We start from the raw sequence: 16,448 nt of genomic DNA, 5'->3' as shown, positions 1-16,448 counted from the left end.
GGGAAATGATACCACCCCTCGCATGCGTTATGATTTGCTTACTTGTGATGAAACCAAAAAGGCCTCCAGAATATATCGCTTTGGCGCTGCACCAATGTAATCAAACGGGTAGCAGGTGCTGACCGTCAAAACCGCACGCGGCTTCGGCACAATGATCGTCCGGTCGTCTTTATCAACAATCCTGACCTTTTTTACTTTATAGGTGAAGGTGCCGGCAGACGTTGTCACTTCCAGCGTATCTCCTTTTCCGACCTTTCCCAGGCTTCGGAATACCGTGTCACGGTGTCCTGACAGAACAGAATTATCTTTCTCCCCGGGGAGAACACTTCCCTTATAATGTCCGACTCCCTTGGCCAGTTCATCCTCGTTTGTTCCATGGTAAATGGGGAGCCTGGCTTCGAGCTTTGGTATATAAAGAGTGCCCATCTTCTCTCCGATTTCAGGTCTCTTTTTATACAGCGGTTTTTCCCTGGCAGGGACCGGAACATTCTTCCTCACCTTGGCCGTTTCCTTGCCCGTGTCAGCTTCCTTTTTATGCTGGGCATATGCTTTGGGCTCTACCTTTTCACCAGCGAAATATCCTTTGGAATACTCCATAAGATATTTCGAAAAGATGCCGACACCCAATATAATAACAATGATTGAAAAAGAAAGAAAAAGCCCTTTTTTCCGGCGTCTTCTTTCCATTTGATTTCTCTCGGTCATTTATGACATCCTTGCTCTGCGGTATAGAAATAATCCGGCTCCAATAATGGCCAATCCTGCCAGCGCGCCATCCAGGTTGTTGGAATCCGTTTTTGGCAATTTTCCGCCGTTTACGGTGCGCGGCGTTTTTTGACTTGGTGCTTTAACCGGCTTTTGCGGGGCAGAAGCCACTGCTTTTTCTACCGTTTTTGATACCTGACCTACTGTCCCGGCACTGCCCTTGGCAATATCAGACGTGATTTTCATATCTGCCAAAAGATTGCCTTTTAAGTCATAAAGCTCGATTAAAAGGTAATCTCCCTCCAGCACGGTCATCTGCATAAGTTCCGCTGCAGTCACAGCTGTTTTCTTGTTCCCATCAACAATATAAAACTTAGCTTTCATTTGAAAGATGGACAGCAAATCTTCAAATGCCTGTCCAACCTGCTGAATCTGCGCCTTTGTCGGATGATCCGAATCTATGGCAGCCATACGGTCCATAATGGCCATCAATTGTTTTTCAGTTTCCGGGTTATTGAGATCCTTTTCAAGGGAAAGCAGATGGTTCATCAAGTTATCGATCTCTTCTGGTGTCAGGTCAATCTCCGCCAAAGCGCCCTGCATTTCCTTTTCGATGGCTGCAAGATCTTCTTCGCTTGGCATCTCATCTGAACCTGCGTCGCCGTACATGAGGCTGGAGACAGCAAAATCAAGATCATCTACATAAATGTAATCCTCAATTTGTTCGCCATTCTTTGCCAACAGATCCTTTAGCTTCTGTTCGTTCAAATCATATTCGCTGTAGATTTCATTAAGGTTGCTGTTGTCGCTTTTGATCACAGGCCCCAAGAAATTTTTTAGTTCTTCCACTGTGTTAAAATCCGAAAGGCTGCTGTCGGCATAATCGGAAAGGTAGTTCTCATAGTCTTCTTTGCTAATTTCATAGCCGCGTTCCTTGCTTATTTCTGCTAGATAGGCCGTAAGATCAGTATCCTTGACCGCCGCAAATGCATTTGCAGGCAAGAAGTAAAAGGTTAAGAGAACAGCCAGCATGCTTAATAAAATCTTCTTCATTCGTTCCTCCTGAATATGTTTTAGTTTCCTAATCCTAGTATAGATTATTACGGTTTTATTACATGGTTCTTTAGACCTATTTAATAGGTGAATATTTGGTAGAATAAGCCAGGAAGGAACCTGAAAAAGGCAAAAAAAAGCCGCCTCTTAAGGAAGCGGAGACAAAAAGATATATAAAAAAGGGGGTACTTCTATCATTCCCGAAATCTCGCTTTTTATCCCTGATTTGAAAAAAAGTTTTATAGTTTTTTATGTCTCCAACTCCATCAAACCGGGTATGACTAGTAAGACAGGAAATGGATAGAAAGGAGAATGTTCATTGCGTTATTTTATCAATATGAATAGAGAGTTTAAAGATGAATTCGGCAGAGTCTTTACCTTCGATCCCATCCAATGCCGGGAAAAGGAAGATGAAATCGAATTAATGAATGAGTTGGATACCAAGGATATCGGCAAGCCTTATATCTTTCCCAAAAATTCGGTTGCGGAAATTACCAAGGATGAGTATGACCTGCTCGTTTCAGCTATACGGTCAGGAGTGGAAGGCGCCGACACCCGCGAGGAAATCCTGGCCAAATATTCAAGAGACTGACCGCTTGCAAGAGCGGTTTTTCTTTTTCCTCACATCGGACTATTGCGGAGTACAGCACAAGTATGGCAAACACGGTTTTCAATCCCTAAAAATAGTTCATAGTTAACGTTTATGTAAACGTTAATAAAGCCACCAAGCTGATGGAATATTTGATTCACGTCAACACATGGCTGAAAGACTATCACATCAAGCTTGTATAAATGAAAAAGCACGCCCTTATCCGGGCGTGCTTTTTTAACATTTATTGATCAGACTTTTCAGTATCTGTACCTGTTTCTTTTGTTTCGCTGTCAGTGCTTGTCTGGTCAGCCTTCTTCTCGTCATCTACCTTCTGTTCTGTACCTTTGCTGGAATCCTGTTTTTCGGTGTCGCTGTTGCTGTTACAAGCTGTCATTAACATAATCGCCAAAAGAGAAGCCCCAATTTTCATTAAAAAGCTTTTGTTCATCCCATCGTTCTCCCTTCGATCAGTTCAGATTGGAACCGCCACGCTACACCTGATCATCAGCGGTTCTATCCCTACTATATCAAGAAAAAACAAGGTATAAACCCGATTTACCAATACCTTACACAGGCTTTACAGTAGGTTAAAGTTATTGATACGCGCTTAAAAAAAGACGACAAAAAAGGCCGTAAACCGCTGTTTACTGGCCCTCTCTTCACTTTATTTTCCCACTGCAAAAGTAATTTCAGCATCCATGGCAAGTTCTCCGTCAACCGTAGCAGTCACTTTGCCTTTGCCGATTCCTCTGCGGATTTGAAGCAGCTCCACTTCCATTAAAAGTGTGTCTCCCGGTCTTACCTGACGCTTCCATCGTACTTTATCTGCACCGGCAAACATGGCAATCTTACCTTTGTATTCTTCCATGGAGAGAAGAGCCACCGCGCCTGTTTGCGCACAAGCTTCCAATGTCATAACGCCCGGAAAGATATTATAGTTGGGAAAGTGACCATTAAAGACTTCTTCATTGGCAGTGATGTTCTTCTTACCGACTGCACGCTTTCCCGGCTCCAGTTCTTCAATCGTATCCAGCAATAAAAACGGATAGCGGTGGGGAATAATTTCTTTAATTTGTTCAATGTTTAATTTCATGGAAATGACTCCTTTACCTCTAATTACGTAGTTAGCTTTCTATGTGTCTCTGGACATTATACATGATTGAAAAAGGTTAATCCAATGGCTCAAAAAAAGAAGGCTTATAGCCCCCTCTTTCTATCTGTGATTCATTACTTTTTTTGATTAATCAAATCGGAAATATGCATCCATGTTTCCTTCTTGAAGACATCTCCAGCTTTCCCGTCGCCTACCACGGAATAGCCGATGATTGCTCCAGCCATAAGGCAAACTACCATTAAAACAGCAATAACAATCAAGCGAAGCCAAATCGGGAAGCGCCTTCTTCTTGACTTTACGGTTTCCGTCTCTTGATTCTCGCTTTCTTGTGGATTCGGTTCCTTTGTCTTTACCGCTTCCTTCTGCCTGGATTCTTCTATTTTATTTTTACGGTACTCTTCCCTGCTGAGTTCGTTAGCCATCTTTTCATCACCTGTTAACGAATTCCGTTGACCAGTCCCATCATTTGGTCCGCCATCGTAATGGTGCGGGCGTTAAATTGGTAGGACCGCTGCATATTGACGATCTCCGTCATTTCGTTTCCTACATTCACATTGGACATTTCAAGGGCGCCCTGCTTCAAGTCCGTGTTGCCCGGGTTTGCAGCCCGTACCACTTGATTGGTATTTACACCAGCCGGAATTCTAAAATTGTGCCCCGCCGCGATAAACTGCTGGGGGTGGACCGCCTCAACCAGTGCCAATCGGCCGCTGTTGATGATCCTTCCATTATCTAACGTTACCGAAAGATTCCCGTTTTGTCCAATAGAAATTTCTTTATAGTTCTCAGGAATCCGAATCGGACCATTTTGGCCGATAACCGCATTGCCGTCTGAAGTAACAAGATCCAGCTCACCCTTGGCGCTGCCTGGCTTCAGATAAAATGCTCCATCCCTCGTATATTCAATACTGTCTTCACCGTCTGTACCCGTCCCCTGAACTTGAAAAAACAATCCAGGCTTTACCAGTGCAAGATCAAGCGCGCGGTCTGTTGTTTTCAATGCCCCCATCTCAAGGTTCAATCCGGTAGTGCCAACCCTTGCTCCACTGCCCGAGCGGATCCCTGCGGGTGTAAGCCGTCCCTGTTCATTCCGTCCGTCCAGTTTGTTGTTGATCTGCTGAAACAACAGGTCGGAAAACTGAACATCTCTTGATTTAAAGCCGGTAGTATTGCTGTTTGCCATATTGTTGGCTGTCGTATCCAGCTTGTGCTGAAGCTGCCCCATCGTTACCGATGCATTAATCATGGATGTGTTCACTAACGTATCCTCCTATCAGATTCTGCCCACTTCATTCACCGCTTTTTCCATGCTCCTGTCATATGCCTGAAGTACTTTCTGATTGGCTTCAAATGAACGGTAGGCCGACATCATATCTGTCATAGCCTGCTCAGCGTCCACGTTAGAGCGCTCAATAAATCCCTGCTTGATCTGAAAGCCGGTCCCCGTATAAACGGCTGCTGAACCGGGGTGTGTAAGCCTGAACAGGCCGTCTCCTTCCTTGACGAGATCCATTGGATTCGAAATCAGTGAAACACCAATCCTGCCTGCGTTACGGCCCTGATCGAGGATCGTCCCATCCGGGCTGACCGTGAAATTCTCACTTGATACCGTAATCGGGTTTCCTTTCTCATCCAGTATAATGTTCCCTTCTGCAGTCACCAGATGATTAGCGGTATCCACCGTAAAATGCCCGTTCTTGGTGTATCTTGTCTCTCCGTCTTTCGTCTCAACAGTATAAAACAGTGAGCCAGGTTTTCCGGTTTTCCGGTCCACGGGAAGTGATCCCTGCAAAATGGCGAGATCGGTCCCTATGCCGGTTTCCTGCAGGTCTCCCTGAACAAAATTCGGTACCGCATCTTGTACGTAAACACCTGTGGCCAGATTGCCAATCGGCCGTTGCCCAGCCTTTTGGCCTGCCACCCCCTCTGTGCCTCCCATTTGCTGCTGCAGCATGGTTGGAAACGCCCTCAGTGATGTTTGATCGGCTTTATAGCCAGGTGTATTGATGTTGGCAATATTGTTGCTCAGCATTTCCTGCCGCCGCTGCTGAGCAATCATACCGGCCGCTGCTGTATAAAATCCTCTCAGCATAATTGAGCCTCCTCTTTCCGAACAGTCTGTATACGTTTAGTATCGGCAGGTTTTTTTCAATATGAAGGAAAAAGAGAAAAGCCCGCCTTTTTTGACGGGCTTACATTATCATTTATTTGAATCTTCGCTTTGGCAATTTATCCATGTGTTCGAGCATAAGACCCGTTCCATTGGCCACGGCTTTCATCGGCTCTTCCGCAATAAAAATCGGAACTCTCAATTCTTGTGCAAATAATTGATCAATTCCGTGCAGCAAAGCCCCGCCGCCCGTTAGAATTATACCGCGGTCAATAATATCCGCTGATAACTCAGGCGGTGTTTTTTCAAGCACACTTTTGGCCGCATGCACCATCATCATAACCGGCTCAAGCAGCGCCTGTGTAATTTCTTCCGAACGAATGGTAATGGTACGCGGCAGCCCCGTTACCATGTCCCGGCCCCGGATATCCATTTCTTCATCCCGTGCTCCAGGGAATACAGTAGCCACATTCAATTTAATGTTTTCTGATGTTCTTTCTCCGATCAAAAGCTTGTATTCTTTCTTTATATAATTAAGGATTTCGCCGTCCAGCTTGTCCCCTGCCATTTTTAACGAAGAGGCAGTAACGATATCACCCATGGACAGAACCGCCACATCCGTTGTTCCTCCACCGATATCAACGACCATATTGCCGCTTGGCTGGAAAATGTCCATTCCGGCACCGACAGCTGCCACTTTTGGTTCTTCTTCCAGATAAATCGCCTTGCCGCCGCACTTCTCGGCCGCTTCCCGTATGGCTTTTTGTTCTACAGAGGTAATGTTCGCAGGGGTGCATATCAGTATTCTCGGTTTGGTAAACATGCCCTTTACATTTATTTTATTAATAAAATGTCTTAACATTTGCTCTGTTACTTCAAAATCGGCGATCACGCCGTCTTTCAGCGGGCGGATGGCCACGATGTTGCCGGGGGTCCGCCCCACCATTCTTCGGGCTTCTTCACCGACAGCCAGCACTTTTCCCGTGTTCGTGTCGATTGCGACCACGGATGGCTCATCCAGTACAATGCCTTTGCCCTTTACATAAATCAATACATTGGCCGTACCGAGATCAATACCAACATCCCTTGAAAACATTCAAAAGTCCTCCCTGTATGTTTCAACCAGCACATCTTACAAATTTCGTCAATTTTCGAATTTCTATCCAATAAAACATTCTATCATAACTTTTGTTGAACTGGGAAAAAATATGTTAATTTTTTAAGACATTTTCTTTAAGCATAACTCAGCGGCATGCAGATTTGCATGCCGCTTTCAGGTGAGCCCTCTTATTGGACGACTTCCTCCGCTCCTTTTTTGTATTTTACACGTGTCGCTTCACCACCCCGCAAATGTCTGATGGACTTATGATACTCCAGAATCTCTTTCACATTGTTCGCCAAATCCGGGTTAATCTCAGGTAATCGTTCCGTCAGATCTTTATGAACGGTGCTTTTCGAGACACCAAATTCTTTTGCGATCATACGCACAGTTTTTCTTGTCTCCACGATATACCTTCCTATCTTGATGGTTCGTTCTTTGATGTAATCGTGCACACCACTCGCCTCCCCAAATTGGATGTGAGAGATGCGATAGAGACTTCTATGTTCAAGCTACGCGACCTGTCCTTGTGTGTGTTTTTCATGATGTTTAGAGTGTCCCGTCCCCTTCTCACCGCAGCCATACTACGTCTTCTCACCGCTCACCCTCAAAAGAATTGTAGGTTTTGTATCATCTTATTAAGACGAACGGACATATATGCCAAAATCTCAACTGGGACAAGGAGAAAAGCTGAGGCAGGCGTTAAGAGGCGATCAGCATTGGAAGGCTTTTTCATAAAACGCTTTTTGTTTTCTGAAAAAGACTGAAATGATTGAGCCTCTGCCTGCTGAAGCTGGATCAGGAAAAGCTGAGGTGACCGTTTAAAAGCGAAGACGTTGGAACTCTCGAACACAAATACGCTTTTTGTATTTTGTGAGAGAGTGAAACGGCATAGCAGGGACGAAAGTGAACCTTTTTCGTCCTATTTGGTCCCCGAAGCTAGATCAAGAAAAGCTGAAGCAGGCGTTCAAAGGCGATCAGCATTGGAAGGCTTTTTCATAAAACGCTTTTTGTTTTCTGAAAAAGACTGAAATGATCGAGCCTCTGCCTGCTGAAGCTAGATCAAGAAAAGCTGAAGCAGGCGTTCAGAGGCGATCAGCATTGGAAGGCTAACCAATCATTTTCATAATCGCAAGACTGCCAAACAACAAATAAGCAGCCTGCGCTATGCAGGCTGCCTATCGTTTTCCTCAATTATCATTGGTTGAGGATTCTTTTGTATTTTCGCTTGTTGAAGAAGATTCTTTTTCCTGTTTTTGCTTAGGAGCTGCGCTGCTTTCTTTTGCAGCGTCAGACTTTTCTTTTTCAACGGAAGCTTTTTCATCTTTTTTGCTTGCTTGTTCTTGCTTGTCCACTTGCTTCTCGATTTGGGAAGCAGACTGGTTCCACGCTGATACAGGATCAACGGCGATTCCGTCTTTGCGGATTTCAAAGTGAGCATGGATTTTAGCATCCTTGTCATACAGGTTCTGGCCGGCAGCACCGACAACTTCACCTTGATTTACCATGTCGCCTTCTTTTACCTTAACGGAAGCAAGCGAAGAGTAGTGAGTGATTAAGCCGTTGGCATGTTCAACCTCTACCACATATCCAAGCTCAGGGTCTTTCACGGATTTTGTAACATTACCACTCATAGCAGCAGTGACATCAAACGTTTTTCCGCTCTCAGTAGACAGGTCAATTCCTTTGTTTTGGTAGTAGATATTATTATAAAATACGAGAGCAGCTTCTTGTTCTTTTGCTGATGCATCCGGGTTAAAGAATTCTTTTTTGATCACTACGCTTTTTGGATCCTTGGCCGGCATTTTGAAAACTTCCTTGGAAACACTGACCGGTACGGCTTTTTCATTATTTTGGAATGCACCATTCGGCGTATCTTTAGAATTGGAAGCACCGTTTTGATACCAAAGCACAGAAGCCAGAACGACAGCAGCAAATGCGAGATAGATTGCGGGATATACCCAACGTTTTTTCATGAATTTCCCCATTCTCCTCCCTTTTAGAGGAACTGTTTTTTGGGTTTGCTTTTCTTCATCTTTCATTTTTATCATCACCTCAGCAACCATTCTGAACAGAATTCAGAAAATATATACTTTGGCATGAAAAATTTCCGGAATTTATTTTTCGACAAAAGGAAGAAATTTATGCATGACTTTTTTCAAGAGGGATTGACTTTCGTTCCAGGAGTCTCGCCCCTTTCCCTTCAGTCAACAAATCAATGATAATTTTTGCCCCCTGTTCCAAAGAGATGTACAGCAAAAAACCCGGCCAATTGCGCCGGGTTTGATTATTTTTTTACGGTGGATTGTTCTTCCTGGGGATGATAAGCGGTGATGGCGATACCTTTATAATAATACTTGACGATCTCTTTATAATTCTTACCGTCCTTTGCCATTCCGTTGGCACCATACTGGCTCATGCCTACGCCATGGCCAAACCCTTTGGTATCCGCGATTACTTTGTTACCCTTTCTTGTCAGGGTGAAATCCGATGAACGAAGCCCCAGTTTTTCACGGACGTCTTTTCCTTTAAAAGTTTTTCCGCCAATGGTGATGCTGGCTATTCTGTTACCCTCGGTTCTGTTGGTTACCTTACCAATTAATCCATTGTCCTTAATCCCAACTCCCAATTTACTTTCCACCTCTAAAAGAGGAATCTCCTGCTTCTGTGAAAACTTAGGGGTGTTTTTGTCCCAGGGGCTTTTCACACTTTTGAGATAAGGATATTTTGTGCCCCAATAATCCTCACTGTTCTCGGTATATCCATTGCTGGTCGAGAAAAAACTGGCGAAAATGGGCTGTCCGTCGTACGTTAGAATATCTCCCCGGGTTGCTGCTACGGCCTTGGTGATTTTCTGCATCTTCTTCTCATAATCACTGCCCCAGAGCTTTTTCAGCTCATCATCGCTCTTATACACCTGGTAGAGGATGGAATCAGTGACCGCTGCTCCGCCTGGTAGATTCACATCCTTCTTGTTCGCAAGCATACGAGCGATATAGGTTCTCGCTGTCAGCGCCTGTGCTTTTAAGGCTTCCATTTCAAAATCAGCAGGCATTTCCGACGCGACAACCCCTTTTACATAATCTTCGAGCGGCACCTTCTCTACCTTTTCTTCCACTGTCCGGTATACCGGAACAGCCAGGGTAGAGGAAAGCGTTTCTACGGATTTCTGCTGCATTTTCTTTGGCTTTGCTTCTAGCAATTGCGGTGCTTTGGAAGAATAGGGAAGCACGACGAGAGCTGGAATCAGAACAAGAACCAGTACAAAAATAGAGAGATAGAAGCTGATCGGCTTCAGTCGTATGAACATTCAGGCTGGCCTCCACTAATTTGATTAGTCTTTACAATTTATGGAGTACCGCACCCTATTAGAACTTGTTTTTTACTCTATCGTTTTGCTTCATAGAAAGAGGGGCTGTCCAAGAAGTCTGGAAGCCGTTGATTTTCGTTCCAGGCCGCTCGCTTTCCGTGGGGCGTGCGGTGAGCCTCTTGGCGCAGGCGCCTGCGGGAGTCTCACCTGTCACGCTAGTCCCACAGGAGTCTCGCACCCTCCACTTCAATCAACTTTTCATGGAAGCTTTTTACGCAAAAAAGAGCTGCCTGAAGGTCAATTTCTGACTTTCAGGACAGCCCCTTTCATGCATTTTAATAGACACCTACAGCATCAAATGATTTGTTTACCGCGTTCACTTCTGCCGATCCGGCTCCGTAAAGATCGACCGCTGATTGAACAAGAGCGGCTCTAGCCTGGCTGAACGTCGCATTTGCCGTCAGATAAACCGTGTTGGCACGATAGTACAGGGCTCCAAGCTTGCTGTTTCCAATGCCGGGAACGGTTACGCCATAGTGGGTTCCCCCAACAGCGAGCAAGTAGGCTTGCTTATTGATAATTCCGCTGTTTGTGTGTACGCCTCCGTTATCGCTTGTACCTGTGTATCGCTTAGAGTAATGATCAGGATCACCATACTTTGTGGGATCACTCATGGAGCGGAGTGCATCATTTGCAACCTTTGGCGTATAAATATCCTCACCGATCTCATAATCGGGATTGCGGTTGTCGTAATATTCGACGAGTGTACCAAAGATATCAGAGATGGCTTCATTTAGTGCCCCAGATTCATTTTGGTACACCAAGTCGGAGCTGGTGTCTGTAACCGCATGGGTTAATTCATGGGCTACAACGTCAATTCCCCCGGAAAGAGGAACAAAAGTCGTTCCATCCCCGTCTCCGTAAACCATTTGCGATCCATTCCAGAACGCATTATTGTAATTCCGGCTGTAGTGAACCGTTGATTTTAAAGCGCCGCCTTTATTGTCATAGGAATTTCTTCCGAATACATTTTTATAATAGTCGTACGTGACGCCGGCATAATAGTGAGCATCTACAGCAGGCGCATCATATGTGGCGTTATAAGCATTATCCGCATCGGCCCATAGAGAGCCTGGCAGAGACTGGCGGTTCTTTCCGTCATATGTAAAGATTCCGCTTCCCCTTGTGTTATCCTGCAGGTAATACGTAGAACCGGACAATAAGGTCCTCAATGTTTTGGAATCTCCCAATACACCTTTTCCTGTTCCAGTCGCATTGGTTCCCGTCAGTGTTCCGCCCGGCTTGCCGGCAGCCTGCTGTCCGTGAGCTTCATCAATATTGTTATATTTATTTATAATTTTACCCGTTGCCGCTTCCACAAAATAATTGTAGTTCCCCGGTTCAGGAGAAAGGAAGTTTAAATTGACAAGATAGGCATAGACCGCTTCTTTGCCGGATGTATAAACAACGAGATCGGCAGTCGGTGCTTTTTCATAATCAGGCGTGTAGCCTAAGTCGCTTACAGCCTTAGCAATGGCTTTCTTTGCAGAAATCTTTTTTGTATTCTTCAGGCCGCTCTTTTGTTCAAGGTTTGGGGCCACCGAACCAGACACCGCCTTCAAGACGCCCTCCTTGTCCACTACTGCTGCCTGTGTAGAGCCCCAGACCGGAACCCCTTGATACACTTGCTGAAGTCGCAATACCGTTGATCCGAGCTTGTCTTTCTGTTTAGACGCTACGGTAAATGAATCCTGAGCCTTTTGTGATCCCAATTTATAGGCACTCTTCTGCTGGTCCAAATATCCCAATACAACCGCTTCCGCTTTGTGCCCTGAAGCTTTAGTCAAACTGCCTGAAACAAATTCCGGCGTTCCTTTTTCCTGGCTGACCTTGTAGCTTGAAAATACATTTTTGGGTGCAGCCAGCGAACTGACAGGAGAAAGTAAAGAAGCTGCCATACCGACTGATAATCCTAATGCCAGAGCCTTTTTCTTCATAAACAGTATCCCCTTTTTCTAATAGAATGGCAAGGCAATCCACTTGGTGGATTGCCTTGCCATCTAATAGTACACTATTTATTTTTAAATTCACACTATTCAAAAAATTTTGATTATATTTTACTAAACTAAAGTGACTTCAAATGCCACCTGGGTCTATATCCCTGCATTTCCATAAAGTAGAATCTGCTATTGGCACTATTGACATGACTCAGACGTATAAAAAGCTTCCCGCAAAAATTGCGGGAAGCTCTCAATATGAATTATGCAAGATTAGATTTTAATGATACCGATGTTTCTTCTTTTTCAACTTTCGTTGACTCTTCATTGACACGCTCAATATCAGCGCCCAGATCACGGAGCTTTTCTGTAAATCTCACGTATCCACGGTCAATGTGTTTCAGCTCGGTCACTCGCGTATAGCCGTCTGCGACCAATCCAGCAAGAACAAGAGCTGCTCCTGCACGAAGGTCTGTAGCAGCAACTTCTGCTCCCTGTAAGGAAACAGGTCCATTGATTACAGCAGAGCGACCTTCAATTTTAATATCACCGTTCATGCGGCGGAATTCTTCTACGTGCATAAAGCGGTTTTCAAAAACGGTTTCTGTAATGACACTTGTACCGCTCGCCCGAAGAAGCAATGCCATCATTTGTGATTGCATATCTGTCGGAAATCCTGGATGCGGCATCGTTTTAATGTCCACAGGCTTTAGTTCTTTTGGCCCAATGACACGAAGACCTTTATCTTCGTCCTTAATTTCGATTCCCATCTCTTCCATCTTGGCGATCAATGGGCGAAGGTGTTCAGAAATTGCGCCTTCCACCAATACGTTTCCTCCGGTAATCGCAGCAGCTACCATATAAGTACCTGCTTCAATGCGGTCCGGAACAACCGTATGCTCGGCACCATTCAATTCTTCCACGCCTTCAATGCGAATGGTTCCTGTCCCAGCTCCAACTACTTTTCCTCCCATGGAGTTGATGTAGTTTGCAAGGCACACAATTTCAGGCTCTTTCGCAACGTTTTCGAGAATGGTGGTTCCCTCAGCAAGAGCAGCAGCCATAATAATGTTTTCGGTTGCTCCAACACTTGGGAAGTCGAGATAAATTTTCGCGCCTTTCAAACGGCCATCAATGCTTGCTTCGATAAATCCGTTACCAATCTTAACTGTTGCACCCATGGCTTCAAAGCCTTTTAAATGCTGGTCAATCGGACGTGATCCGATGGCGCAGCCTCCCGGCAAAGCAATTCTGGCAATCCCGACACGCGCAAGAAGCGGTCCCATTACCAGGAAAGAAGCGCGCATTTTGCGGACATACTCAAAAGGAGCTTCTGTTTTTAGAGTACTGGAAGCGTCAACTTTGATTTGGCCGTTCTCAAACTTAACTTCAATATTTAAATAACGCAAAACCTCGTTAATCGTATATACATCAGCAAGGGTCGGCACATCTTTAATCGTGCTTGTGCCTTTACTGGCTAAAATGGATGCTGCGATGACAGGCAGTACGGCATTCTTTGCTCCTTCAACTTTCACAGAGCCTTCTAACCGCCTACCACCACGGACAATGATTTTTTCCAACGATATTCCCCTCCGCGTCCAATTTCTATATTAATATTCAGACGTAATTATTGGTGTTCCAATTGTGACGGCTGTTTGGCCGCCCATTCCTTGATTTCTGATTGCAATCTGCAGATTCATTGCTTTATGAGCTGTGTTAATTTTCTCATCCCAATGCTCAGTATATGCCGAGATTGATACAAACGTCTCTTCCTTGAGTTGTTCAACAGGAACAGCGGAGAACGTTGTCATGAGCCCAAGCGCTTGTTTATACAAACCAAAATCCATTGTACCATTATGTATCCCAGAGATACAAGAGAAAGTTGAACTTTTTCCCTCAAAATAGGTTGCGACCCTATCCTGGTACATTCGGGCAAATTGCTGAACTTGTACTTTATTCCAGCCCTTTCCTTTTGCCGCATAAACAAGATACGTTGCAAGCTTTCCTTTTTGGGGGTAGGCTACCAGCGTAAGGCGTTCTTTTATGTGTCCTGACGCTGAAATCCGCACCCCGGTAATTTTGAAGTGCTCATTCGTATTCAGTCCGCTCCATTTAAATCCTTCAGCTGCATTCCTTAATAATGCCGCTTTTTGACGATACCCATTTACATCATTCACAAAACCTATACTCCCTTTTGTATAAAGGGACCAATTTTTAACATCTATATTGCTTTGATCCATAGCATGCTTCATTTCTGAAAGCTTGGTAAAGCTTTTCATTTCCTGAGCATGAATGACTTGGTAAGAGTGAAACAAAAATAAAATAACAAAAAACAAAACAATGTTTTTCTTCATAACTTCCACCCGCCCTCTCCTCTATTTCTCATTCTTGCCAGAGGAAGGCACGTTATTCATGGAAGTTGAAGTCATATTCCGACATTATCCCGCAGCTTATTTTGTTAAACATTGCACAATCTTTTGCTTAAAATAGGGTTCATATGGTTGTTTCATTGTTCATTAAAATAAATATTTTAGCTGTGTGGAATAGTTCAAATATGCGAGAAAGAAGTTGCTTACGAGGCTGGCAAGAGCAATGGTTACGAGTATGAAAAGCACTCTGGCCTGAATCACTTTGCCTTTTCTGATAAAAGTGTCGAAATTTAATGCCTGCATGGCCCACCATGTAATTCCAATGAAAAGCAGGTGAACAAGGATATCAAGCAGCGCCTGCTGCCCGGATTGTTCAAACATTTTGTTTCCTCCTTGCCATTTAGGAGTTATTAGCTAACCACCATGATAGCACATGCCAATAGAACGTAGCATAAACTGAATTCTACCACAAAGGAACAGACAAAAGTCCTATTTTTTTAGCTGTTTCCAATATTGACAAATCTGAAAGTTATGTAAGCGCTTTATAAAAAAATAAAGGACCTGCCTTCTTGGCAGATCCTTATTTTTGTTCCATTGTCTGGAAAAAATCCGTCAGCTGAAATTGTTCATAAAAGAAATGCAATGCCGTACCTGGGAGAATTCCTAAAATAACAGTCGCTGCCGCACACACTGCCGTCACAAGAAGCAGCCCTTTTTTATGCAGCAATCTTCCTTCCTGATGTTCCGGCCGGAAAAACATTTGTCCAATGATATTGAAGTAATAAAAATAGGAAATTACGGTGGTTCCGACGAGTATACCGGCTAAGACATAATGGCCTTGGGAGGCACCAAGCGCATTCATGAAGATGCCGAATTTCCCAATGAAGCCGGCGGTTGCCGGAATCCCTGCCAACGAAAGTATAAAAATGGTCATGGCGATCGCAAGCCACGGCGAACGCCGATACAGCCCTGCAAACCCCGAAATATCGTGGGTTTTACTGTGTGCGGTCACTTCCTGAATAACAGCAAAAGCACCAATGTTCATAAACAGGTAAGCCAGCAAATAAAACCATGTGGTTTCAAAAAGCATCGCTGAGACTGAGACAAACGGAACCAGAATATAACCGGCCTGCGCGATGGAAGAATAAGCAAACAACCGCTTTATATTCCGCTGGCGGAGGGCAGCAAGGTTTCCTGCAATCATGGTAGCTCCTGCAAGAAAAGCAAGGTAGGGCTGAACCTGAAACAGCAGCGGGTCTCCCTTAATTCCGGGTGCTGAACTGAAGACAAGCAAGAAAAACCGCAGGATCAGCGCGAAACCGGCTGTCTTGGAGACCACACTCAAAAAAGCGGTAACCGGAAGAGGTGATCCCTGGTAAACATCCGGTGCCCACATGTGAAAAGGCGCAGATGCAATTTTGAATGTCAGCCCGGCAAAGGTGATGAAAAAGGCAAACGCGATTAAGAACTGATTTTGCAGAATACTCGTATCCTGCAGGGCATTTCCGATGGTATAAAGGTTCGTTTCACCGGTCAGCCCAAAGATATAACTCATCCCAAATAAGGTAATCGCGGTGGAAATTCCACCTGTTACTACGTATTTAAAAGATGCTTCGTTGGATTCTTTGTCCCGCTTCCGCAGACCCGCCATTACATACGAAGATAAAGAAAGGAGTTCAAGGCCAATAAACAGCGTGATCATATCAGCACTTGAAGCCATGATAAGACCGCCAAGCAAAGCGGTCAGCAGAAGATAATAAAATTCTCCTCGGTATTCCTCTTCGCGGTCCATTTTATAATCATAAGCCAAAATTAAAATCAGCCCTGTTCCCAATAGAAGAATCAGTTTAAACGCTTTTGAAAAGGAATCGAGCCGGTACATATCATGAAACAAGGAAGCGGGTTCATGGCTGAACTGCAGAAACAAAAAGACCGAAGCCAGGACAATCCCAGCGGCAGACAGGATGCCGAGGATCCTGCGGCTTTTTTGCCGGGGCATGAACAAATCCAGCAAAGACAAAAGCAACGCTGTTCCCAGCACAGTAAATTCCGGCGCCATGATACCCCAATTCATTGAAGTTAAGGTTTGCAAATCCATC

General features: G+C 44.6%; 17 protein-coding genes. 1 reads left to right on the top strand and 16 read right to left on the bottom strand.

What is annotated here, in order from left to right; genetic code table 11:
• Window positions 1–27: 27 nt before the first annotated feature.
• On the bottom strand, window positions 28–705 hold the full coding sequence (locus AS030_RS16550) for a class D sortase (protein WP_061973641.1): 678 nt from the start codon (window positions 703–705) through the stop codon (window positions 28–30).
• Window positions 706–1,758: a processed acidic surface protein gene (locus tag AS030_RS16545; protein WP_061973639.1), complete on the bottom strand. Its 1,053-nt coding sequence runs from the start codon at window positions 1,756–1,758 to the stop codon at window positions 706–708.
• Between the two features lie 319 nt (window positions 1,759–2,077).
• Between AS030_RS16545 and AS030_RS16540 the strand changes: the two genes are divergently transcribed.
• Complete coding sequence (locus AS030_RS16540; RefSeq protein WP_061973637.1) at window positions 2,078–2,350, top strand: hypothetical protein; 273 nt, start codon at window positions 2,078–2,080, stop codon at window positions 2,348–2,350.
• Window positions 2,351–2,591: 241 nt separating this feature from the next.
• Here the strand turns inward: AS030_RS16540 and AS030_RS16535 are convergent, their stop codons facing one another.
• The 14 genes from AS030_RS16535 to nuoN all read right to left on the bottom strand — a co-directional run bounded on the left by AS030_RS16535 (window position 2,592) and on the right by nuoN (window position 16,447).
• A complete protein-coding gene (locus AS030_RS16535) occupies window positions 2,592–2,798 on the bottom strand; it encodes a hypothetical protein (protein WP_061973635.1) in 207 nt (68 codons plus the stop codon).
• 216 nt (window positions 2,799–3,014) lie between these two features.
• On the bottom strand, window positions 3,015–3,443 hold the full coding sequence (gene fabZ / locus AS030_RS16530; RefSeq protein ID WP_061973632.1) for a 3-hydroxyacyl-ACP dehydratase FabZ: 429 nt from the start codon (window positions 3,441–3,443) through the stop codon (window positions 3,015–3,017).
• A gap of 134 nt (window positions 3,444–3,577) precedes the next feature.
• Window positions 3,578–3,886: a DNA-directed RNA polymerase subunit beta gene (locus tag AS030_RS16525; protein ID WP_061973630.1), complete on the bottom strand. Its 309-nt coding sequence runs from the start codon at window positions 3,884–3,886 to the stop codon at window positions 3,578–3,580.
• 14 nt (window positions 3,887–3,900) lie between these two features.
• A complete protein-coding gene (locus AS030_RS16520; protein ID WP_061973628.1) occupies window positions 3,901–4,722 on the bottom strand; it encodes a flagellar hook-basal body protein in 822 nt (273 codons plus the stop codon).
• Window positions 4,723–4,737: 15 nt separating this feature from the next.
• Window positions 4,738–5,556 carry a flagellar hook-basal body protein gene (locus tag AS030_RS16515; protein ID WP_061973626.1) on the bottom strand — a complete coding sequence of 273 codons (819 nt, stop codon included), beginning with the start codon at window positions 5,554–5,556 and terminating at the stop codon, window positions 4,738–4,740.
• 112 nt (window positions 5,557–5,668) lie between these two features.
• Window positions 5,669–6,670, bottom strand: coding sequence for a rod shape-determining protein (gene mreB / locus AS030_RS16510; RefSeq protein WP_061973624.1), 1,002 nt, complete (start codon window positions 6,668–6,670; stop codon window positions 5,669–5,671).
• A gap of 191 nt (window positions 6,671–6,861) precedes the next feature.
• Window positions 6,862–7,128, bottom strand: coding sequence for a sporulation transcriptional regulator SpoIIID (gene spoIIID / locus AS030_RS16505; RefSeq protein WP_026677325.1), 267 nt, complete (start codon window positions 7,126–7,128; stop codon window positions 6,862–6,864).
• A 735-nt stretch (window positions 7,129–7,863) separates the two neighbouring features.
• Complete coding sequence (locus tag AS030_RS16495) at window positions 7,864–8,649, bottom strand: stage II sporulation protein SpoIIQ (protein WP_162264558.1); 786 nt, start codon at window positions 8,647–8,649, stop codon at window positions 7,864–7,866.
• 311 nt (window positions 8,650–8,960) lie between these two features.
• Window positions 8,961–9,983, bottom strand: a complete 1,023-nt coding sequence (gene spoIID, locus AS030_RS16490) for a stage II sporulation protein D (RefSeq protein WP_061973618.1) — start codon at window positions 9,981–9,983, stop codon at window positions 8,961–8,963.
• Window positions 9,984–10,318: 335 nt separating this feature from the next.
• Complete coding sequence (locus AS030_RS16485) at window positions 10,319–11,980, bottom strand: M4 family metallopeptidase (protein ID WP_061973616.1); 1,662 nt, start codon at window positions 11,978–11,980, stop codon at window positions 10,319–10,321.
• A gap of 263 nt (window positions 11,981–12,243) precedes the next feature.
• Window positions 12,244–13,560: a UDP-N-acetylglucosamine 1-carboxyvinyltransferase gene (murA, locus tag AS030_RS16480; protein WP_061973608.1), complete on the bottom strand. Its 1,317-nt coding sequence runs from the start codon at window positions 13,558–13,560 to the stop codon at window positions 12,244–12,246.
• A 30-nt stretch (window positions 13,561–13,590) separates the two neighbouring features.
• On the bottom strand, window positions 13,591–14,334 hold the full coding sequence (locus tag AS030_RS16475) for a YwmB family TATA-box binding protein (RefSeq protein WP_141687108.1): 744 nt from the start codon (window positions 14,332–14,334) through the stop codon (window positions 13,591–13,593).
• 162 nt (window positions 14,335–14,496) lie between these two features.
• A complete protein-coding gene (locus AS030_RS16470; protein ID WP_061973604.1) occupies window positions 14,497–14,730 on the bottom strand; it encodes a DUF1146 family protein in 234 nt (77 codons plus the stop codon).
• Between the two features lie 199 nt (window positions 14,731–14,929).
• Window positions 14,930–16,447 carry an NADH-quinone oxidoreductase subunit NuoN gene (nuoN, locus tag AS030_RS16465; protein WP_061973602.1) on the bottom strand — a complete coding sequence of 506 codons (1,518 nt, stop codon included), beginning with the start codon at window positions 16,445–16,447 and terminating at the stop codon, window positions 14,930–14,932.
• Between the last annotated feature and the right edge of the window lies 1 nt (window position 16,448).

The organism is Fictibacillus enclensis (assembly GCF_001457035.1).
GTDB lineage: Bacteria > Bacillota > Bacilli > Bacillales > Fictibacillaceae > Fictibacillus_C > Fictibacillus_C enclensis.
Note: the sequence above shows the minus strand (reverse complement) of the source record. Positions and strands in the feature narration are given on the sequence as shown.